We start from the raw sequence: 19606 nt of genomic DNA on the forward strand, positions 1-19606 counted from the left end.
CTCAGGAGAGTATGGCGGCGGGTGAGGTGGTAGACAGGTGCGACACGCGTGACTCGATGCGGGGGAGCACGTCCTGGACGGTGACCGGACGGCCCAGCTCCAGGGACAGGGTCGTCACGCCGGCGTCGGCGATGCCGCAGGGGATGATCGCATCGGCCCAGGACAGGTCGCAGTCGGCGTTGAACGAGAAGCCGTGCATCGTCACATCCTGACTGACCCGAATGCCGATCGCGCCGATCTTGCGGTCCGGCCCGCGCTCGTCGGCCAGCACCCAGACGCCACTGCGGCCCTCGACCCGGGTCGTGTGCACCCCGAAGTCCGCGCACACGTCGATGAGCAGGTCCTCCAGACGGCGCACGTGGGCGACCACGTCGACCGGGGAGGGCAGGTGCACGATCGGGTAGCCCACCAGCTGACCAGGGCCGTGCCAGGTGATCTTGCCGCCCCGGTCGACGTCGATGACCGGGGTGCCGTCGGTGGGACGCTCGTGGTCCTCGGTGCGCTTGCCGGCGGTGTAGACGGCCGCGTGCTCCAGCAGCAGGATCGAGTCGGGCAGCTCGCCGCTGACCACCTGGGCGTGCACCTCGCGCTGGTGCGCCCACGCCTGCTCGTAGTCGACGTAGTCCGGGGCGAAACCGACGTGCTCGATGCGCATGGCTGCCACTGTACGCCTCGCGACCGTCACCGCCGGAGGGGCTGTGGACGGGCTCAGGGGCAGGTCAGCGCCCCCCTGTGGACAACATCTGCGCGAAGGGGGCCGGGAAGTGCAGGGTGCCGGGCATGGATGTTCCGCAGATTCCCGGGTATGACGTGCTGGGCCGGATCGGCGTTGGCTCCAGCGCCCAGGTGTGGCGGGCTCGGCGCCGGGCTGATGACCTCGCCGTCGCCCTCAAGGTGCTGCCGACCGAGCCTGAGCAGGTCACGGCAGCGCTGCGGGAGGCTGGGGTGCTGGCCCGCGTGCGGCACGAGCACGTCATCCACCTGTATGACGTATTGCCAGTTCCCGGAGAGGGTGGCCGTCCCGGTGGGATCGCGCTGGCGATGGAACTGGCCGATGGTGGGTCCCTGGCCGAGGTGCTCGGAGCACGTGAGCACCTGACGCCAGGCGAGCTGGTGACCGTGTGCTCGCCACTGGCCGGTGCCCTGGCCGAGCTGCACCGCGCCGGTGTGGTCCATGGCGACGTCGCCCCCGGCAATGTGCTCTTCCGGGCAGACGGGATGCCGCTGCTGGCCGACCTCGGGGTGTCACGCATCGCCGGGGAGGTGCGCACGCAGACCTACGGCACCGACGGGATGGTTGCCCCGGAGGTGCTGGAGGGATTTGCACCCTCGGCGGAGTCCGACGTCTATGGGCTGGGAGCGCTGGCGTGGCGCTGCCTGGTGGGGGAGCCACCAGGATGGGTGGGCACCCGCAGCGCGCTCGCCGACCTGCGCCCCGAGCTGCCGGCACCGCTGGTGGCCCTGGTCACCGCGTGCCTGGCGGCAGAGCCCTCGGAGCGACCGGAGGCCGAGGAGGTCGCGGTGGCGCTGTTTGCCGCGGCCCGCCCCGAGCCGGTCGAGCTGGCACCTGGAGCAGACCCCGCTGCCGGGCTGACCCAACGGATCCGCGTCGAGGACAGCCTGTCGGGCCCCGATCCGGAGAGAGACGCCGATGGCGAAGCCGGCCGGGCGAGGGAGACCACCGGTGCCGTCGGCAGGGGTCGGACCCGCGACCGGGGAGCGATCCTGGCTCGAGCCGGAGCGCGTGAGGTGCACCCGCGAGCGCTGCACCGGGCGGCCACCGAGCCGACGGGGCGCGGGTTGCGTGCCCGGGTGTCGGCGGTGTCGGCGGCGTCGGCACGGACCCGCGCCGGCTGGATGCTGGGCGGCGTCGTCGTGCTCCTGGTGGGAGCCCTGCTGCTGGTCCCGGCGGTCCGGTCACTGCTCCCTGGCGCGGGACCGGATGAGGGCGGCACTCCGCAGGCTCCGGGAACCCTGGAGGTCGCCGGGGCCTCGGTGCTGGCGGATGCCGCTGCTCCGGTCCCGGACACCGATGACGCGACCAGCGCCACGGCTGCACCAGGCACGGCTGAGGCTGCACCAGGCACGACTGAGGCTGCCCCGGTCCCCGGCACGGCTGGGCCGGGTGCACCTGAGGCCACCACCGAGGCGTCCGCGCAGACGGTGGGCCAAGGTCTGACCGATCCGGTGGACGACCCCCGAGGCGTGGCGCAACAGCTGCTTGACGCCCGTGCCACTGCCTGGAGCTCGGGCGATCCCGCTGATCTGGAGCGGGCACACCTGTCCGGCTCGCCGGCCTACGAGCAGGAGGTGGACTCCCTGGACAGTGCGCGTGAGCAGGAGGTCGCCTACCGAGGGCTGGAGTTCACCGTCACACGCGCCTCAGTGCTCGAGTCCGAGGCCGACCGGGTGCGGATGGAGCTGGACGTGGAGCGCTCGGACTATCAGGTGGTCACGCCGCAGGGGACGATGACCCACCCGGGCAGCACGGCGGTCGTTGAACTGGAACTGCACCGCTTCGAGCATGGTTGGCGGATCTGGGGGTGGGGCTGACGGACCCGGGTCAGTGCTCGCGCCGCCGCCGCAGGAGCACACCCAGCCGCCCCCGTGAGGAGGAGGTGACAGCGCCCTCGGTGGGGATCTCGTCGTGTCCCGGAGCGCTGCTGGGCGGCTGCACCGGGAACGCAGGCAGCGCAGCCACCAGGTGGAAGGTCCGCTCCCAGCCCGAGATGGACAGTGGCTCGGCGTCGTTGAGGTCATAGGTGATGAACCACTCGCCCACCACCTCAGCCTGGCGCGGCTGGTGCACATTGGTCAGCAGCCGGGTCACCCGCTCGGAGAAGAGCGCCTCGACCCACTGCTCGGCTCCCGGCTCCACCCGGATGCGCGGGTCGCGGGCGCTGGGCGCCAGGCTCAGAGACGATCCGGCCGACCTGCTGTCCACCTCCTGGGTGGTGGCGACTGCCGACTCGTCCGCACCGAACGCGTCGAACTCGGCGCGGGGGAGAGCCTCCTTGCCGATCCGGACCGCCAGATAGCGGCAACTGCCCTCGTCCTGTGGCGTGCCTCGGGGTCCGGTGTCGTCGCCAGAGCTCCAGCACTCGGTCCCGACGTGACATTGACGGCCACCCTGCACCCACGCGACCACGTCCAGCCGCACCCGGTGCTCCTCCAGCCCTCGGTGGAAGATCCGACCCGGAAGGTCGGCAGGATTTGCCACCGGCACCGCATGGAAACCGTTGGCGTGGGCGAAGGTCATCAGCCGGAACGGATCACGCCATCCCTCGGCCTGCTGCCGCACCTGCTTCTGCATCAGCGCCCAGAGCACGGCCGAGCCGGACGTCGCCAGGACGGCGACCACCAGGGGGCCGGCCTCGGTCATCCGGTGCGACAGCAGGAGCAGCACGATGAGGCCGGTGAGCGCGCCGAAGAGCACCGTGAGCAAGGCGGCCACGACAACCCAGCGCGAGGCGCGCAGCACGGGTGCCGCAGAGGTCTCGGGGTGCTCGCGAGCCTCCTGCAGCAGCACGCTCTCGCGCCACGCGGCGACCCGTCGGGGTGAGGCCTTCGCCCGCAGGGGGCCATACCTGATCGGTCCCATGATCAGCCCGCTTCCGGGACGCGGGATCCCGCAAAGCAGCGATCGAGCAGGCGGGCAGGAGCTGCAGGGTCACGGTCTGCAGCGTGAGTGATGAGGCCATGGGCGCACATGGCGAAAGCCTAGCCCCAACAGTCACACCAGTCACGTGCGCCACACGGGCCCGAATAGGGGGAGCGCAGCACATCCCGCGCTGAGAGCCCGTCGGCGACGAAGTCGGTCACCGTCCGGGCGAGCCGCGGCAGGAGATGCTCCGACACCCTTAGTCGGTGGTCGCGGTGACCCAGGCGGCAGCGCTCTGCAGGTCCGGGTGGGTGAAGGTGAAGCCGTACTCCTGCAGCACGGTCGGCAGCACCCGCTGGCTGCCCAGCACCTCGCTGGCCATCTCGCCGAGGGCCAGCCGCAGCGCGATGGTCGGCGCCGGGATCAGGGAGGGCCGGTGCAGCATGTCGGCCAGGGCCGTCACGACCTCGGTCTGTGGAGCAGGCGTGGGTGCGGTCAGGTTGACCGGACCGGTGACCTCGGGGTGGTCGATCAGCCAGATCATCGCCGCGATGTGATCGGGCAGGGTGATCCACGACCAGAACTGGCGGCCGCTGCCCATCTTGCCGGCCAGGCCGGCACGGACCAGGGGCAGCAGGCGGGCCAGCGCACCGCCCTTGCGGCTGAAGACGATGCCGGAGCGGATGTGGGCGACCGGCAGGCCAGCCTCCTCGGCTGCCCAGGTCGAGTGCTCCCAGTCGCTGACCAGACCGGGCACGAAGCCCGTGCCGGCGGTGCTCTGCTCGGTCAGCTCGACATCCCCGCGGGTGCCGTAGAAGCCGATCGCCGACCCGGAGACCAGACGCGGACGTTGCGGCAGGCGGGCCAGGATGGCGCTGAGGGTGTTGGTGTTGATGACCCGTGACTCGACGAGTTCGTTCTTGTATCGATCGGTCCAGCGCCGGTCACCGAGTCCGGCACCAGCCAGGTTGACCACGGCGGTGACCCGGTCGAGCGCCGCGCCGTCGGCCAGGCCGGTCTTCGGGTCCCAGCGGACCTCGGTCACGCCCTGCGGGAGCTGGTTGCCAGGATCGCGACGCACGAGGTGGATGACCTCGTCGCCCCGTTGACGCAGGGCCTGGGACAGCGCAGAGCCGAGCAGCCCACTCGAGCCAGTGATGGCGACGAGATGATCCGGGCTGCTCGGCTCCGTTGTCACAGTGCTGCTGTCTGCTCAGACCTCGAAGGATCCCTCCTCGAGGCGCTCCTTGACGCTGGTCAGGAAGCGGGCAGCATCCGCACCGTCGACGATGCGGTGGTCATAGGTCAGGGCCAGGTAGACCATGGACCGGATGGCGATCGTCTCGCCACCGTCCTCGTCGATCACCACGACCGGGCGCTTGACGACCGATCCGGTGCCGAGGATGGCGACCTGCGGCTGGTTGATGATCGGGGTGTCGAACAGCGCGCCACGGCTGCCGGTGTTGGTGATGGTGAAGGTGCCACCACCCAGCTCGTCCGGCAGCACCTTGTTGGTGCGGGTGCGCTCGGCCAGGTCCGCGATCTTGCGGGAGATGCCGGCGATGTTGAGGTCGCCAGCGTCCTTGATGACCGGGACGATAAGCCCCTTCTCGGTGTCCACCGCGATGCCGACGTTCTCGGTCGGGTGATAGATGATCGACTCATCCTCGAGGCTGGCGTTGACGTTGGGGTGGATCTTCAACGCCTCGACCGCCGCGAGCACGAAGAACGGCATGAAGGAGAGCTTGACGCCTTCCTTGGCCAGGAAGTCGTTCTTGGACTTGTTGCGCAGCCGCGCGATCTTGGTGACGTCCACCTCGACCACGGTCGTGAGCTGGGCGCTGACCTGCAGGGACTCCACCATGCGGGTGGCGATGACCTTGCGCAGACGCGACATCTTCTCGGTGGTCCCGCGCTTGGGGGAGGCCGCCGCGGGAGCGCCAGAGGCGCCACCGCCTGCTGCGGGCGCTGCTGGTGCCTGGGCAGCGGGCTGCTCGGTCGCCGGCTGCTCGGCGGCCGGAGCCGCTGGGGCCTTGGCAGCCTCCTCGGCCTTGCGTGCCGCGTCGAGGACATCCTGCTTGCGGATGCGTCCGCCGACACCGGTGCCGGTCAGCGAGTTGAGGTCCACCTTGTGCTGCGCTGCGAGCTTGCGCACCAGCGGGGTCACGTAGGCGCTGACGTCGTCACCGGAACTGGACGCGGCCGGTGCCTCGGACGCGGGTGCCTCGGCGGGCTCGGGGGCCGGTGGTGCCTCGGTGGGAGGCTCCTCCGCAGGGGCGCCGCTCTTCTCGGCAGACTCCTGAGCTGCCTCCTCATGCAGCTTGTCGTCCTCGGCCAGGTCCGCGGTGTCCTCGCTCGGCTCGGGAGCGGACTCCTCGGCGGCGGACTCCTCGGCGGCGGGCTCGTCCTCGGCGGGAGCAGACCCACCGCCGGAGCCACCGATGACCGCGAGGTCTCCGCCGACCTCGACGGTGTCGTCCTCCTGGGCCAGGATCTTGGTGAGCTTGCCCGCGACGGGGGAGGGGATCTCGGTGTCGACCTTGTCGGTGGACACCTCCAGCAGCGGCTCGTCGACCTCGACGTCGTCGCCCTCGGCCTTGAGCCAGCGGGTGACGGTGCCCTCGGTCACGGACTCGCCGAGCGCCGGCATGGTCACGGTCTCACCGCCGCTGTCGCCACCGCCAGCATCGCTGCCGCTGTCGTCACCGGAGGACGGGGCCTCCTGGGGCTCCTGCGGCTCCTCGGCGGGTGCCTCCTCGGCGCTCTCCTCCGCGGGAGCCTCAGCCTCCTCGGCGCTCTCCTCCGCGGGAGCCTCAGACGAGGCCTCGGAGTCGCCGTCACCGGAGCCACCACCCTCGGAGCCGTCACCGATGACGGCGAGGTCGCCGCCGACCTCGACGGTGTCGTCCTCCTCGGCGAGGATCTCCTGGAGCACCCCCGCGATGGGCGATGGGATCTCGGTGTCGACCTTGTCGGTCGAGACCTCCAGCAGGGGCTCGTCGACCTCGACGGTGTCACCCACGTTCTTCAGCCAGCGGGTCACGGTGCCCTCGGTGACGGACTCACCCAGGGCCGGCATGGTCACGCGTTCAGACATTCGACGTCTCCTCGTCCGGGGCCTTGCAGTCTACGGATTCTCCCGCCATCTGGCAGGACGTGCGCGGTGTTGCGGTGGTGCGGTCAGGCATGAGCATGCAACGGCTTGCCAGCGAGAGCCAGGTGGGCCTCGCCGAGAGCCTCGTTCTGGGTGGGGTGTGCGTGGATCAGCTGCGCCACCTCATCGGGCAGTGCCTCCCAGTTGTAGATCAGTTGTGCCTCGCCAACCTGCTCTCCCATCCTGGCACCCACCATATGAACACCGACGACGGGGCCGTCGGGCAGACGCACCAACTTTACGAAGCCAGCGGTGCCCAGGATCTGGGACTTGCCGTTGCCGCCGAGGTTGTACTCGTAGGTGCTGACCTCGCCGTGCTTGTCGCGGGCCTGGGCCTCGGTGAGCCCGACGGAGGCGATCTCGGGGTCGCAGTAGGTCACGCGTGGGATGCCCGCCTCGTCGATCGGTGTCGGCTCCAGGCCGGCGATCTGCTCGGCCACGAAGACACCCTGGGCGAACCCGCGGTGCGCCAGCTGGAGGCCGGGGACGATGTCTCCCACGGCATACAGTCCCTCGACGGCGGTGCGGCACCGCTCGTCCGTGGTGACGAAACCGCGGTCGAGGCTAACGCCAGCCTCCTTAAAGCCGAGCCCGTCGGTGACCGGGCCGCGACCGACGGCCACCAGCAGCAGGTCGGCCTCGATCGTGTCGCCGGACTCCAGAGTGACCTGCACGCTTGTCTCGTCCTGGGTGGCCCCGGTGAACTTCACGCCGGTCTTGGCGGTGATCTTGCGCTTCTTGAAAGCCCGCTCCAGCGCCTTGGACACGGCCTCGTCCTCGGCGGCCACCAGGCGCGGGAGGGCCTCGACGACGGTGACCTGCGCGCCGAAGGAGGCAAAGACCGAGGCGAACTCCACACCGATCACGCCACCACCGAGCACCACGACACGCTCTGGCAGCTCGGCCAGCGTCATCGCCTGGTCACTGGTCATGATCCGGCCGCCGATCTCCAGGCCGGGGATGGTGCGGGCGTACGAGCCGGTCGCCAGGACCACGTTCTTGCCGGTCAGGGTGCGGTCGCCGACCTGCACGGTGCTGGGGGAGGTCAGCTGACCGTGCCCCTCGACATACTCGATAGTGGCCGAGCTGACCAGGCCCTGCAGGCCCTTGTAGAGCCGACCGACCACGCCGTCCTTGTAGGAGTGCACCGTGGCGAGGTCGATCGAGTCGAGCGTGGCGTTGACGCCGAACTTGGCGCCGGTGCGGGCGGAGTCGGCGACCTCGGCGGCGTGCAGCAGGGCCTTGGTCGGGATGCAGCCGCGGTGCAGGCACGTGCCACCGAGCTTGTCCTTCTCGACCAGGGCCACGCTCAGGCCCAGCTGCGCAGCGCGCAGCGCGCACGAATAGCCACCGCTGCCACCACCCAGGATCACGATGTCGTAGGTGCGCTCTGCATCGGGTGGGGTGTCTGCCATGTGAGCATCTTGTCAAACACTGGGCCAGCGGACCACCGAGGGTAATCTCCCTCCCATGGCGTGGTGGAGACGACGAAAGAATCAGGGTGCTGCCGGGGGCGGCTCGACGGTCGATGGCCGCAAGGACGGTCCGGCCATGGCGATCGACCACAAGGCGGTGCGTGCCTATACCGAGGGGTGGGTCGCCAGCCACAAGGGCGTCGAGGCGTATGTCGAGCCGGCCACCAACGTCAGCACCACCACCTTGATCCTGATCGCGACCGACGGCGAGTGGACGCGCCGGGCCGTCGGCACGCCCAAGGCGGGGTTTGAGCTGGGCCGACTGCTCGGCATCCCGGTGTATGACGTGAACCAGACCGGCTATCCCGCCCGGATGCGCGAGTGGAACCGCCGTCACAAGAAGTCCTGAGGCGCGTCCGCGGATAACGAGTCGTGCGGGCGCCCAGTCCATGACAGGCTGACGGCACGCAGCAACCACGGGAGGTGGCCCATGACTGACGACAAGTCAGCAGATCAGACCAGCGGCAGTGACCATGTCGAGGACGACGTCAAGCGCAAGTTCCGCGAGGCGCTGGACCGCAAGCAGGGGCACGGCGGCAAGGACGTCTCGGACCACTCCGAGCACGGCAAGGTGGAGAACGCCGCGCGTGCCAAGACCTCCGGTGCCCAGCAGATGTTCCGTCGCAAGAGCGGCGGCTGAGCCCGCAGCCACGTGACACAGCACCCCCGGTCCAGCAGGACCGGGGGTGCTTTGTTGTGCGCAGGAGCGGGCGCTCCCAGCGATCAGGCGTAGGACTCGGCCAGGGCGATGAGGGCCCGGACACCTGAGCCTGTGCCGCCGGTGGGGGTGTAGCCCCACGCGGACTTCTCGTTGAACGCCGGGCCGGCGATGTCGATGTGCGACCAGTCGATGGCGGTGCCGGCGTCGTTCTTGCCGACGAACTCCTCGAGGAACTTCGCGGCGACCATCATGCCGCCGGCGCGGTCACCGGTGTGCTTGAGGTCTGCCACGGGGGAGTCCATCGAGCCGCGGATCTCCTCCGGCAGCGGCATGCCCCAGGCGGACTCGCCGACCTGGTTAGCGGCCTCGGTGACCCGCTCCCGCAGCGCGTCGTCGTTGGCCATGACACCCATCGTGCGGTTGCCCAACGCGATGACGCAGGCGCCGGTGAGGGTGGCGATGTCGACGATGGCGTCCGGCTTCTGCTCCGAGGCCAGGGCGATCCCGTCGGCCATGACCAGGCGGCCCTCGGCGTCGGTGTTGATGATCTCGACGGTGCGTCCACCGCGCATCGTGACGATGTCGCCGGGGCGCTGGGCCAGGTCACCGGTCATGTTCTCCGCCAGGCAGAGATAGCCAGTCACCGCGACCGGCACCTTGAGCTCGGCCAGGGCCAGCACCGAGGCGGCCACGGCGGCAGCACCGGCCATGTCGCACTTCATGGTCACCATGCCGGTGCCGGGCTTGATGCACAGGCCGCCGGAGTCGAAGGTGATGCCCTTGCCAACGAGGGCCAGGTGAGCCTTGGCGCCGCGCGGCTTGTAGGTCATCGTGACCAGCCGCGGCGGGCGACCAGAGCCCTGCCCGACGCCCAGGATCCCGCCGCAGCCCTCGGACTGCAGCTTGTCGGCGTCCCAGACCTCGAGGCTGACCTTGCTGCCCTTGGCCCGGTTGCTCACCGACTGCGCGAAGGTCTCGGGGTAGAGCACGTTGGGCGGGGTGTTGACCAGGTCGCGGGCATAGCGCACCGCGTCGGCGACGACGGCTGCGCGCCCGGCGACGTCACCCTTGTGACGACCCTTGGCGTGGATCTGCGCGGAGGCCAGCGGCGCCTTGGCCTTGGCCGCCTTGCCCTCTCCGAGGAAGGTCTGGAAGGCATAGCCGCCGAGCAGGACGCCCTCGGCGACGGCCCCGGCATACTCGCTGCTGCCCAGGGCGAAGACGGCCGAGTCCTTGCCGGTCAGGGCACGCACCCCGGCCCCGGCAGCGCGGCGATAACGCTCGGCCGGGTCCGGCACGCTCGCGTCGGCCTTGCCGGTGCCCACGACCAGGACCAGCTTGGCGCCGACACCGGGCACCCCTGCGAGCTTGACGACCTCGTCGGCCTTGCCGCTCGCCCCGGTCGTGCTCAGGTGCTCGGTCACGTAGGCCTGGGTGTTCTTGGGCAGATCGGTGCCCTCAGCCAGGACCGCGCCGTCCTCCCCGGTGGTCGAAGCCAGGACGAGAGCGTCAACCTTGGCGCTCGCGAACTTGCCGTCAGTCAGTGTGATGGTGGTCATCGGTGTCCGTTTCAGTCGTCATTGACAGGTCGCAGGGTGCATTGAGCCTAACTGCACGGGGGACTACGGTGTGACGCATGGCAGCCGACTCGCACAAGACCTCGCCCGTCCATGATCGTCACCTGGCCCTCGGGGCCAAGATGGCCGACTTCAGCGGGTGGCAGATGCCCATTGAGTATGCCGGGGTGAAGGCTGAGCACACCGCCGTCCGTGAGCGGGTGGGCCTGTTTGACGTCAGCCACCTCGGCAAGGCGCTGGTGCGGGGTCCGGGGGCGCGGGACTTCGTCAACAACTGCTTCACCAACGACCTGGGTCGGATCGAGGTCGGCCAGGCGCAGTACACGATGTGCTGCAACTCCGAGGGCGGCGTGGTCGACGACCTGATCCAGTATCTGCGCTCGGACGAGGAGATCTTCCTCATCCCCAACGCCGCCAACAACTCCGAGGTCGTGCGGATGCTGACCGAGGCGGCCCCCGAGGGCATCGAGGTCATCAACCAGCACACCGACTACGGCGTCCTGGCGGTCCAGGGCCCCCAGAGCGACGAGGTGCTCACCGCCCTCGGTCTGCCGGTCGGCCACGACTACATGACCTATGTCGAGGCGACCTGGGAGGGGCTGCCGGTCATCGTCTGCCGCACCGGTTACACCGGCGAGCGCGGCTATGAGTTGCTGCCGGCCTGGGCCGCGACCGGCGACTTGTGGGACGCCCTGGTGGTCGCGATGAAGCCCTATGACGGAGCACCTGCCGGCCTCGGCGCGCGGGACACGCTGCGCACCGAAATGGGTTATGCGCTGCACGGCAACGAGTTGTCCACCGAGATCACCCCGGTCATGGCCCGCACCGGGTGGGCCGTGGGCTGGAAGAAGGACACCTTCTGGGGCAAGGACGCGCTCGAGGCTCAGAAGGAGGCCAAGGACACCCGCATCTCCTGGGGCCTGGACGTCACCGGCCGCGGCATCCCGCGCCCGGGCTGCGAGGTGCGGACCGGCGACGGGACCGTCATCGGCACCGTCACCTCGGGCACCTTCTCGCCCACGCTCGGCAAGGGCGTGGCCCTGGCGCTGCTGGACCGCTCGGCCGTCGAGGGCGACGATGTGGTCATCGACGTCCGTGGCCGCGACGTGACGGCGCAGGTGAAGAAGCCTCCGTTCGTGGACGTCGGCGTCCGGGAGTGACCCCACGCTGCGACTGAGCAGCCGGGCTCGGTGTGAGGGGTGAGATCGCGACAGCCGGCCGGGCAGTGCGATCAGGCGCGTGCTAGCCAGTCGCGGACGGCGCGAGCGGTGACCTCTGTCAGGCTCGAGGCCGCGTCGTGCAGTGCAGCGTCCGCGCCGAGTTCGTCGACTAGGGACCACACGGCGGCGAAACCCGCCTCGTGATGATGGGTGTCCGGGACGGCATCGACGGCCCCGGCGACGGCGATCGTGGGCACGCCACAGGCGGCAGCGAGCTGTGCGAGCGCGACAGGCCCCTTGCCAAAGCGGCTCTGGGCATCCAGGGTGCCCTCTCCGGTCAGCACCAGGTCCGCCCGGTCCAGCGCTGCGGGGACACCGATCAGGTCCATCACCAGCTCCCCGCCGGACCGGATCGAAGCGCCCAGGAAGGTCACCAGACCCCAGCCGAGGCCGCCCGCAGCGCCGGCCCCCGGGAGATCTCGGGCACGGAGGGTGCTATCTCGGGCACGCAGGGTGCTGTCTCGGGCACGGAGGGTGCTGCCTCGGGCACGGAGGGTGCTGTGGTGATGGGTGGCAGCCTCCACACGTTCCGCGACGGTGCGCAGACCCCGCTCCAGCAACTCCACCTCGTGCGGCCCGGCACCCTTCTGCGGCGCATAGACCGCGGCCGCCCCGGTGGGCCCGAGCAACGGATTGGTGACGTCGGTGGCGGCCACGAAGGTGGTCTCATGGACCCGTGGATCCAGGCCGCGCAGGTCGATCGCCGCCACCTGCTCGAGCTCGCCGGGCGCCACAGCGATGCCGCGGGCATCCACGAAGCGCACCCCGAGCGACGAGGCGAGCCCGACCCCGCCGTCAGTGGTGGCGACGCCGCCCAGGCCCACGATGATGCGGGTCGCTCCCGTGGCCCAGGCCTGTCCGACCAGGGTGCCGAGGCCGGCGCTGCTCGCCCGCAACGCGGTCTCGGGTCCGGGTGTCGAAGCACGGGTGGCTGAGTCACCAGATGACTCAGCCACCCGTCTCGGGACAGGGCCACCTCGTGCAGTCACCCCTGCGAGCAGCTGCAGGCCGCAGGCCTGGGCGGACTCCAGCACCGCGGTGTCCCCGAGGAGGGCAAAGGTCGCCTCGACCGGGTCACCCAGGGGGCCGGGCACGGTGCACGTGTGCCGGGTGGCCCCGGTCGCCAGGACCGTCTCGACCGTGCCCTCCCCGCCGTCGGCGAGAGTGAACTGCTCCACGTGAGCTCCGGGAGCCACGGAGAGCACCCCGGCGGTCATGGCGGCGGCCGCCGCGGCGCCGGTGAGGGTGCCCTTGAACTTGTCCGGCGCGACGAGGATCCGCGGCGTCTGCGAGTCCGGCGCGACGAGGATCCGCGGCACCTGCGAGCTGGACACCCGGCGATCGGCTGGGGGCACCTGACCTCCTCCGTCTGTGAGGGCCAAACCTAGTCGCTGTCAGCGGGACAGCTGCGCCGCGTCCCCGTGCGCATGGGCCAGCTTCTCGGGGTTGCGCACCAGATAGAGGGCGGTGACCAGACCGCCCTCGACCCGGATGGTCGCCACCACGTCAAGCACCCCGTCACCAAAGAAGCGCAGGGCCGGCTGCCCGTTGACCATGGCGAGGTCATAGGTCATCAGGTCCGGATACTTGCCGAAGACCGCGGCCATCCAGCGCAGCGCCTTGTCCGCCCCGTGGATCGGCCGCAAGGCCGCCTGCTTGAGGCCGCCGCCGTCGGAGAACAGCACGACGTCCGGGGCGAGGACCTCCATGAGCGGCTGCAGGTCCCCACCCGCAGCGGCGTCGAGGAAGAGTCGCATGACCTGCTCGACCTGCGAGTTCGCGGCCGGCTCGGGGCGTCGGCTGCGCACCGCACGCCCGGCCCGGCTCGCGACCTGACGCACGGCCGCCGGCGACTTGTCCACCGCCGCGGCGATCTCGGCATACTCAAAACCAAACACCTCACGCAGGACGAAGACGGCCCGCTCGGTGGGGGAGAGGGTCTCTAGGACCATCAGCATCGCCGTGGACACCGAGTCCGCCAGCTCGACGTCGTCGGCCACGTCAGGCCCGGTGAGCAGCGGCTCGGGCAGCCACGGACCCACATAGGTCTCGCGGCGGCGGTGGAGGGTGCGCAGCCGGTTGAGCGCCTGCCGGGTGACGATCCGCACGAGATAGGCACGCGGGTCACGGACGGTGGAGCGATCCACGTCAGCCCAGCGCAGCCAGGTCTCCTGCACGACGTCCTCGGCGTCGGCGGCCGAGGAGAGCATCTCGTAGGCCACCGTGAAAAGCAGGCTGCGGTGATCGTGGAAGGGGTCGCTCACTGGGCCAACGGTGCCAGGTCGCAGGAGTCTGCAAAACCCTGGGAGGACAGGCCCATCGCCGAGTTGGCGCGGGACCGCATGTTTTCCACCGCGATCAGCTGGGTGAGCTCCACCAGGGCGGCCGAGCCGAGGCGCTCGTGCAGGGAGGTGACCATCTCATCGGTCACCTCCAACGGGGTGCGGCTCATCGCCTCGGCATAGGCCATGACGTCGCGCTCGAGATCGGTGAAGACGCTGCTCTGCCGCCAGACCGGGACCTGGCGGGCCTTGTCCTCGTCCAGCCCGTCGGTGTGGGCCATGAAGTAGCCGAAGTCCAGGCACCAGGTGCACCCGATGGTGGCCGCGGAGGCCATGACGGCATAGGTCTTCAGGTGCGGGTCGCACGCGGACAGCTTAGCGACCCGGCGCTCAAACCCCAGCAGGGCACGGGTGAGGGGGCCGTGGTGGAGCAGGACGTAGGCGAAGTCGGGGACGGCGCCGTAGGTGCGCCGGGCGTAGGCGCTCAGCGCCCTGCCGACCAGGGTGCTCAGGTCGGCCTGGGGGATGCGGAAGGTGCTGGATATGCGGTGCTCCTCAATGCTCGGACGCCCCCGGGTGGGGCGGCTGACCATGAAGACACCGTGCGGTCCCGATCTGTGACACCGCGGTCGGCGGAGCTGTGACCTGGCGCGCCCTGGCGCGCCCTGGCGCGCCCGGGGTCAGCGGGACAGTGCGGAGCTGTGCGTGCTGCTGAGCACGGACGGGGCGTCGCTGAGGTCCACGACCCGGCCACCGACGATGAGGTGGACCCGCTCACTCACCGCACTGAACCTGTTGTTGACGTAGGACAGCGCATGTCGGTAGGTCGACTCGCGTCCGGTCATTGCCTCACCGCCCCAGCCCACCTCGTCGGAGATCGCGACGACCTCCTGGGGGAGTGAGCGATAGACCACCAGCAACTCGTCGATCACAGGCTCCAGCGTCCCAATCGCCTGCTCGTCCGAGCGCCACAAGTCCTGACTGTCGAGCAGCTGCCACACCCAGTGCGACAGCGTGTCGATGAGCACCGGTTTGCGGGACTGCAGCAGGGCTCGCGTCAGCTGGGTCGTCTCGATCGTGTCCCAGCCCTCCGGACGCTGGGCGCGCAGCTCGCGCACCCGCGCCGACCAGGCCTGGTCCGGGGCGTCTGCCACCTTGGGGCCAGTGGCGACGTAGGTGATCGAAGGGTGAGCGGCCAGCAAGGCGGCTGCGTAGTCGGACTTGCCATTGCGTGCTGCACCCAGCACGAGCGTTGTTGACATGTTGCGAGACCTCTAATGACGGGGGTGAAGCACACCTTAGTGGACGCGATCTTCCCCCGAATGGTCGCGGGTGCCGTGACTGGGCAGTCCTGTGAAAACTGCTGGTCGCGGGTTGTCAGGGGCGTGGCGGACCGCCCTGGTCGTCGGGGTAGCCCTGGTCATCGGGGTGGTGCCCGTCGCCGGGGTAGCCCTGGTCGCCGGGGTAACCCTGGTCGTCGGGGTAACTCTGGTCGTCGGGGTAGCCCTGGTCGTCTTGGCGTTGCCCGCTGCCGGGGTAGCCCTGGTCGTCGGGATAGCGGACGTCGCCCTCGCCGTAGCCGTCCTCGCCCAGGGCGTCCTCGCCGCGCCGGTTGCGGGCCGCGGTCGCGACCCACGCGAGCAGGCCCACGATGGCGACGACCCCAACGATCCAGACCCAGGGCGGTATGCCGCCAGATCCGTCCTCGACATCGCTCGCCTCGTCGGGGGTCGGCGCGGCCGAGTCCTCCTCGGTCGCCTCATCTGTCGCCTCGTCCGTGGCCTCCTCATCGGTGGTGGCGTCCTCGGTCTCCTCCCCGGTGCCCTCGTCCGTCGCCGCGTCATCGGTCATTGCGTCATCGGTCGTCGCGTCGTCGGTGGCGGCCGGGTCGGTGGTCTCCCCGCCGGTCTGCTCGTCGGTGGGATCCTCCGTGGCCGTCGGCTCGTCGGTCGCCTCCCCGCCGCCCTCACCGGGAAGGGCGATGATCGGCTCGCCGGCAGCAATCACCGGGATCTCGATCTCGTCGTCCTCGGCGAGTTGCTCCGGGGTGGGCTCGGCGATCTCGTCGCCACAGCCGCCGGCGGAGGGGAAACCGCCGATGCCACAGATGAAGCCGCCGTCATCGGTGCGCAGGTCCTGGGCGGCGATCTCCAGCACCTGCTGGGAGGTGGCGTCCGTGTCGGCCACCACGCACTGCGCGCCGGGGTCGAACGGGGTCTCACCCTCGGGGGCATCGACGTCGCGACCGGGGTCGACGACGACGCCGATGCGCTTCATGCCGTCCTCGGCCGGGGTGTCCGCGCAGATCTCGTCAAAGGTCAGGACCCCGCGCGGCACCCGCACGTCGTCGTCTGCGGACACCGCGAACCGATAGCCCTCGACCGTGCCGTCGTCGGGCACGAAGGTGCCGGCCCCCTCGGAGGCGAAGCCCCACTCGTCGTCGGTGAGCTGGAAGAAGCCCCAGAACTGATAACCCACCGCGTGCGCGGCGCCGGGGGCCATCAGGGCCGCGACGAGAGCCAGAGCGAGGGCGGCAGCGAGCCGACGAAAGCGCGTCATGGGCCAACCTTAGTCAGGTGGCCCATGACGCGCCTGGATGCTGTGCCGGGCCCCTGCCAGTGCAGCGGCCCCCGACGTTACTTCTTGCCGCCGAGCAGCCCGCCCAGCAGGTCGTCCAGGCCGAACCCGCCCTGGCCTCCCTGGCCCTGCGGGCTCTGGCCCATCGCGCCGCCGAGCAGGTCGCCGAGCAGGTCCCCGACGCCGCCCTGACCGGCCGGAGCCTGCGGCGCCGCGTCCGACTGGGTCGGTGCCGGTGAGCCACCGGTGGCTCCGCCGAGAATGTCACCCATTGCTCCGCCCAGGCCACCATTACCGCTGAGCTTCTTGGCCAGGAAGGAGAGCACGATCGGCGCGAGGATCGGCAGCAGCTTCTTGATCAGCCCACCACCGGCGCCGCCGCCGAGGCCGCCCAGCTGGTTGACCACGGCGTCACCCTGGCTGCCGAAGATGTGGTTGACGATCTTGGCGCCGTCGTCGGTGTTGACATTGCTCAGGTCACTGAGGTCGCCCTCTGTGTGGTCGCCCAACGCGTTGGTCAGTGCTGCGGCACCCTCTGGCTGACGGGCGTTGGCGCTCAGGCCCCCCACCAGGGCGGGCAGCACCTGCTGGACTGCTGCCGAGACCTCTGCCTCGTCTGCACCCACCTGCTGCGCGAGCTGGGAGACGGGGATCGCGGACAGCAACTCGTCGTACTGGCTCATCTGGTGTGGTCCTCTCATCCGTGCGTCGGCCCCTTCTGGACCGGCCCGGCTCGACTTTAGGCCACCACGGCGATGTGCGTAGGGTGAACGGATGAGCGATGTGTTCACATGGCAGTACGGCGACGCACAGGGAAATCCGATCCCTGACCTGGGGCTGACGGGGGTGGCGTTCCCGAGCCAGGCCGAGGCTGAGGCGTGGCTGTCCGAGGAGTGGCACACCCTGGCCGACGCCGGGGTGAAGTCGGTGACGCTGCTCAGCAGCGACCAGGAGGTCTACGGGCCGATGAGTCTGAGCCCGGCCGACCTGGAGTGATCCTCAGCGGCGGTGGGCCACGACGGGCTCGCCGCGCTTGATCTGGGGTCGCGGCACGCGCGACATGCGCATCTGCAGGGAGCGGAGCGCGACATACCACCCGAGCCCGCCGGCGGCGCTCTCGCCGAACTCCTCGGTGACGCGCTTCTTGACCCGGCGGGTGAGGAACCAGGCGTCCAGGACGCCAATGGCCATCACGCCATAGACCAGCGGCAGGATGAGCAACTGCATCCGCGGGTTGGTCCCGGCAAAGAGCATCAGGGCCAGCACGATCAGCATCAGCGGCAGCAGGAACTCACCGATGTTCCAGCGGGCGTCGACGATGTCGCGCGCCAGCCGCTTGGCCCCGCCCTGGTCCCGCTTGGGCAGATACTTCTCCTCGCCGCGCAGCATGCCCTGCCGGACCTGCTCACGCTCGGCCCGCTGACGGGTCTTGACGTCAGCCTTGGCCGCCTTGGCGTTGCCGACGAGGGGTCGCTTGTTGGCGGCCTCCTGGTCCCTGCGCTTGGGCGTCGGACGGTTCTTGGCGCCCGGGCGCTCCTGGATCATCGGAGTCGGCTCTGGCTCGGGGGCGGCTTTCTTGCGGAACACCCCACCACTGTATGTCGTGCTGCGGCTATCGTCGGCCACGTGACTTCCCAAAACCCCACTGCAGCGACGAGTCCCGACCCCCGCGCCGCCGAGCTGGCCGCTCGGGTGGCGGACCTGATGCCGGCGGTGCGCGCCGACCTCGAGGCGTTGACCCGCATCCCGTCGGTCTCCCTGGACTCCTTCGACCAGCAGCACGTGGACGACTCCGCCCAGGCCGTGGCCGACCTGCTCGCCGCAGAGGGCATGGAGGTGCGGATCGTGCGCGAGGGTGGCCGCCCCGCGGTGATCGGGCACCTGCCCGGACCCGAGGGCGCCCCCACGGTGCTGCTCTACGCCCACCACGACGTGCAACCCCCCGGTGACGAGTCCGACTGGAACACACCGATGTTCGAGCCGACCGAGATCGACGGACGGCTCTATGCCCGCGGCATCGCCGATGACAAGGCCGGCGTCATGGCGCACGTCGCCGCGCTGCGCGCCCACGGGGGCAAGCCTCCCGTCTCGGTGACCGTCTTCGTCGAGGGCGAGGAGGAGATCGCCTCCCAGTCCCTGCCGGCCATCCTGGAGAAGCACGGCGAGAGCCTGCAGGCTGATGCGATCGTGCTGGCCGACAGCCAGAACTGGAAGATCGGCGTCCCCGCGCTGACCACCACGCTGCGCGGACTGGTCCGTGTCGTGGTCGAGGTCAAGGCACTCGAGCACGGGGTGCACTCCGGCATGTTCGGTGGTGCGGTCCCCGACGGGCTCACCGCGCTGGCCCGCCTGCTGGCCACCCTGCACGATGAGGAGGGCAATGTCGCTGTGGCGGGGTTGCAGACCTCTGAGGCCGCCGACCTGGACTATCCGGAGGAGGTGCTGCGCACCGACTCCGGTCTGGCCGAGGGTGTGCAGCCCATCGGGTCCGGGTCGTTCCTGTCCCGCCTGTGGACCAGGCCGTCGATGACCGTGATCGGCATCGACGCGCCGAGCGTGGCCAAGGCCGCCAACCTGCTCACCCCGGTCGGGCGTGCCAAGCTGTCGATGCGCATCCACCCTGCGGAGGTGCCGGACACGGCATACGAGCTGCTCAAGAAGCACCTGGAGGACAATGCGCCCTGGGGCTGCCAGGTGACCGTCACCCTCGATGACCAGGGACAGGGCTTCGCCGCCGATGCGCAGGGACCCGTCTATGAGCAGGCACGTGCGGCCTTCCGCGACGCCTGGGACGGCACCGAGCCGGTCGACATCGGCGTCGGCGGGTCGATCCCGTTCGTCGCTTCGTTTGCCGAGCGGTTCCCGGACGCGGCGATCCTGGTCACCGGTGTGGAGGACCCCGACACCCGCGCGCACGCCGCCAACGAGAGCCTGCACCTGGCCGAGTTCGAGCGTGTCTGCCTCGCCGAGGCGCTGCTGCTCGAACGGCTGGGCGCCACAAACCTCTCACCGAATGCGCCGTGTGGCGCTTCCAACCCCACCGAACGCATGGAGTGATG

19 protein-coding genes are annotated in these 19606 nt (G+C 70.2%); 6 read left to right on the plus strand and 13 right to left on the minus strand.

Going from position 1 to position 19606, the window contains the following annotated elements; translation table 11 throughout:
• Position 1: 1 nt before the first annotated feature.
• Positions 2–685 carry a lipoyl(octanoyl) transferase LipB gene (gene lipB / locus FNH13_RS08425; protein ID WP_407669964.1) on the minus strand — a complete coding sequence of 228 codons (684 nt, stop codon included), beginning with the start codon at positions 683–685 and terminating at the stop codon, positions 2–4.
• Positions 686–780: 95 nt separating this feature from the next.
• On the opposite strand from lipB, the gene FNH13_RS08430 reads away from it, so the two are divergent.
• Positions 781–2553: a serine/threonine-protein kinase gene (locus FNH13_RS08430; RefSeq protein WP_143783045.1), complete on the plus strand. Its 1773-nt coding sequence runs from the start codon at positions 781–783 to the stop codon at positions 2551–2553.
• A gap of 10 nt (positions 2554–2563) precedes the next feature.
• Here the strand turns inward: FNH13_RS08430 and FNH13_RS08435 are convergent, their stop codons facing one another.
• The 4 genes from FNH13_RS08435 to lpdA all read right to left on the minus strand — a co-directional run bounded on the left by FNH13_RS08435 (position 2564) and on the right by lpdA (position 8170).
• Positions 2564–3601: a hypothetical protein gene (locus tag FNH13_RS08435; protein ID WP_143783046.1), complete on the minus strand. Its 1038-nt coding sequence runs from the start codon at positions 3599–3601 to the stop codon at positions 2564–2566.
• A gap of 259 nt (positions 3602–3860) precedes the next feature.
• On the minus strand, positions 3861–4799 hold the full coding sequence (locus tag FNH13_RS08440; protein WP_143783047.1) for a TIGR01777 family oxidoreductase: 939 nt from the start codon (positions 4797–4799) through the stop codon (positions 3861–3863).
• 15 nt (positions 4800–4814) lie between these two features.
• Positions 4815–6698, minus strand: a complete 1884-nt coding sequence (gene sucB, locus FNH13_RS08445; RefSeq protein WP_143783048.1) for a 2-oxoglutarate dehydrogenase, E2 component, dihydrolipoamide succinyltransferase — start codon at positions 6696–6698, stop codon at positions 4815–4817.
• Between the two features lie 83 nt (positions 6699–6781).
• Positions 6782–8170, minus strand: coding sequence for a dihydrolipoyl dehydrogenase (lpdA, locus tag FNH13_RS08450; RefSeq protein ID WP_143783049.1), 1389 nt, complete (start codon positions 8168–8170; stop codon positions 6782–6784).
• 55 nt (positions 8171–8225) lie between these two features.
• Here lpdA and FNH13_RS08455 point away from each other — a divergent pair, with 55 nt between their 5' ends.
• Both FNH13_RS08455 and FNH13_RS08460 read left to right on the plus strand, forming a co-directional pair.
• Positions 8226–8579, plus strand: coding sequence for a hypothetical protein (locus FNH13_RS08455; protein ID WP_228266660.1), 354 nt, complete (start codon positions 8226–8228; stop codon positions 8577–8579).
• 81 nt (positions 8580–8660) lie between these two features.
• Positions 8661–8870: a DUF5302 domain-containing protein gene (locus FNH13_RS08460; protein ID WP_143783050.1), complete on the plus strand. Its 210-nt coding sequence runs from the start codon at positions 8661–8663 to the stop codon at positions 8868–8870.
• Between the two features lie 83 nt (positions 8871–8953).
• Here the strand turns inward: FNH13_RS08460 and FNH13_RS08465 are convergent, their stop codons facing one another.
• Positions 8954–10450, minus strand: coding sequence for a leucyl aminopeptidase (locus tag FNH13_RS08465; protein WP_143783051.1), 1497 nt, complete (start codon positions 10448–10450; stop codon positions 8954–8956).
• Between the two features lie 77 nt (positions 10451–10527).
• Between FNH13_RS08465 and gcvT the strand changes: the two genes are divergently transcribed.
• Complete coding sequence (gene gcvT / locus FNH13_RS08470) at positions 10528–11628, plus strand: glycine cleavage system aminomethyltransferase GcvT (RefSeq protein WP_143783052.1); 1101 nt, start codon at positions 10528–10530, stop codon at positions 11626–11628.
• A 71-nt stretch (positions 11629–11699) separates the two neighbouring features.
• Here the strand turns inward: gcvT and FNH13_RS08475 are convergent, their stop codons facing one another.
• The 6 genes from FNH13_RS08475 to FNH13_RS08500 form a co-directional block, all read right to left on the minus strand.
• A complete protein-coding gene (locus tag FNH13_RS08475; RefSeq protein WP_202878906.1) occupies positions 11700–13043 on the minus strand; it encodes a glycerate kinase in 1344 nt (447 codons plus the stop codon).
• Between the two features lie 39 nt (positions 13044–13082).
• Entirely contained in the window at positions 13083–13952 is an 870-nt protein-coding gene (locus FNH13_RS08480; protein WP_228266661.1) for an RNA polymerase sigma-70 factor, read from the minus strand.
• Complete coding sequence (locus tag FNH13_RS08485) at positions 13949–14563, minus strand: carboxymuconolactone decarboxylase family protein (protein WP_202878907.1); 615 nt, start codon at positions 14561–14563, stop codon at positions 13949–13951. The genes FNH13_RS08480 and FNH13_RS08485 overlap by 4 nt, the downstream gene beginning before the upstream one ends.
• Positions 14564–14650: 87 nt before the next feature.
• Complete coding sequence (locus FNH13_RS08490; protein WP_143783054.1) at positions 14651–15232, minus strand: bifunctional adenosylcobinamide kinase/adenosylcobinamide-phosphate guanylyltransferase; 582 nt, start codon at positions 15230–15232, stop codon at positions 14651–14653.
• Between the two features lie 115 nt (positions 15233–15347).
• A complete protein-coding gene (locus tag FNH13_RS08495) occupies positions 15348–16529 on the minus strand; it encodes an SCO2322 family protein (RefSeq protein ID WP_143783055.1) in 1182 nt (393 codons plus the stop codon).
• Positions 16530–16606: 77 nt separating this feature from the next.
• Complete coding sequence (locus tag FNH13_RS08500) at positions 16607–17230, minus strand: DUF937 domain-containing protein (RefSeq protein ID WP_143783056.1); 624 nt, start codon at positions 17228–17230, stop codon at positions 16607–16609.
• 91 nt (positions 17231–17321) lie between these two features.
• Here FNH13_RS08500 and FNH13_RS08505 point away from each other — a divergent pair, with 91 nt between their 5' ends.
• Positions 17322–17543: a hypothetical protein gene (locus FNH13_RS08505; RefSeq protein WP_143783057.1), complete on the plus strand. Its 222-nt coding sequence runs from the start codon at positions 17322–17324 to the stop codon at positions 17541–17543.
• Between the two features lie 3 nt (positions 17544–17546).
• On the opposite strand, the gene FNH13_RS08510 is transcribed toward FNH13_RS08505, so the two are convergent.
• Complete coding sequence (locus FNH13_RS08510) at positions 17547–18134, minus strand: DUF3043 domain-containing protein (protein WP_228266662.1); 588 nt, start codon at positions 18132–18134, stop codon at positions 17547–17549.
• A 39-nt stretch (positions 18135–18173) separates the two neighbouring features.
• Between FNH13_RS08510 and FNH13_RS08515 the strand changes: the two genes are divergently transcribed.
• Positions 18174–19604 carry a dipeptidase gene (locus FNH13_RS08515; RefSeq protein WP_228266663.1) on the plus strand — a complete coding sequence of 477 codons (1431 nt, stop codon included), beginning with the start codon at positions 18174–18176 and terminating at the stop codon, positions 19602–19604.
• Positions 19605–19606: the final 2 nt, after the last annotated feature.

It is taken from the genome of Ornithinimicrobium ciconiae, from assembly GCF_007197575.1.
Classification (GTDB): Bacteria; Actinomycetota; Actinomycetes; order Actinomycetales; family Dermatophilaceae; genus Ornithinicoccus; species Ornithinicoccus ciconiae.

Excerpts from the sequence above, each read along its gene's own strand:
- FNH13_RS08430 (WP_143783045.1), top strand. The coding sequence starts at position 781 with ATGGATGTTCCGCAGATTCCCGGGTATGACGTGCTGGGCCGGATCGGC.
- gcvT (WP_143783052.1), top strand. The coding sequence starts at position 10,528 with ATGGCAGCCGACTCGCACAAGACCTCGCCCGTCCATGATCGTCACCTG.
- lpdA (WP_143783049.1), bottom strand. The coding sequence starts at position 8,170 with ATGGCAGACACCCCACCCGATGCAGAGCGCACCTACGACATCGTGATC.
- FNH13_RS08460 (WP_143783050.1), top strand. The coding sequence starts at position 8,661 with ATGACTGACGACAAGTCAGCAGATCAGACCAGCGGCAGTGACCATGTC.
- FNH13_RS08485 (WP_202878907.1), bottom strand. The coding sequence starts at position 14,563 with ATGGTCAGCCGCCCCACCCGGGGGCGTCCGAGCATTGAGGAGCACCGC.
- FNH13_RS08500 (WP_143783056.1), bottom strand. The coding sequence starts at position 17,230 with ATGAGCCAGTACGACGAGTTGCTGTCCGCGATCCCCGTCTCCCAGCTC.
- FNH13_RS08465 (WP_143783051.1), bottom strand. The coding sequence starts at position 10,450 with ATGACCACCATCACACTGACTGACGGCAAGTTCGCGAGCGCCAAGGTT.
- FNH13_RS08505 (WP_143783057.1), top strand. The coding sequence starts at position 17,322 with ATGAGCGATGTGTTCACATGGCAGTACGGCGACGCACAGGGAAATCCG.
- FNH13_RS08495 (WP_143783055.1), bottom strand. The coding sequence starts at position 16,529 with ATGACGCGCTTTCGTCGGCTCGCTGCCGCCCTCGCTCTGGCTCTCGTC.
- FNH13_RS08455 (WP_228266660.1), top strand. The coding sequence starts at position 8,226 with ATGGCGTGGTGGAGACGACGAAAGAATCAGGGTGCTGCCGGGGGCGGC.
- sucB (WP_143783048.1), bottom strand. The coding sequence starts at position 6,698 with ATGTCTGAACGCGTGACCATGCCGGCCCTGGGTGAGTCCGTCACCGAG.
- FNH13_RS08490 (WP_143783054.1), bottom strand. The coding sequence starts at position 15,232 with ATGTCAACAACGCTCGTGCTGGGTGCAGCACGCAATGGCAAGTCCGAC.
- FNH13_RS08435 (WP_143783046.1), bottom strand. The coding sequence starts at position 3,601 with ATGGGACCGATCAGGTATGGCCCCCTGCGGGCGAAGGCCTCACCCCGA.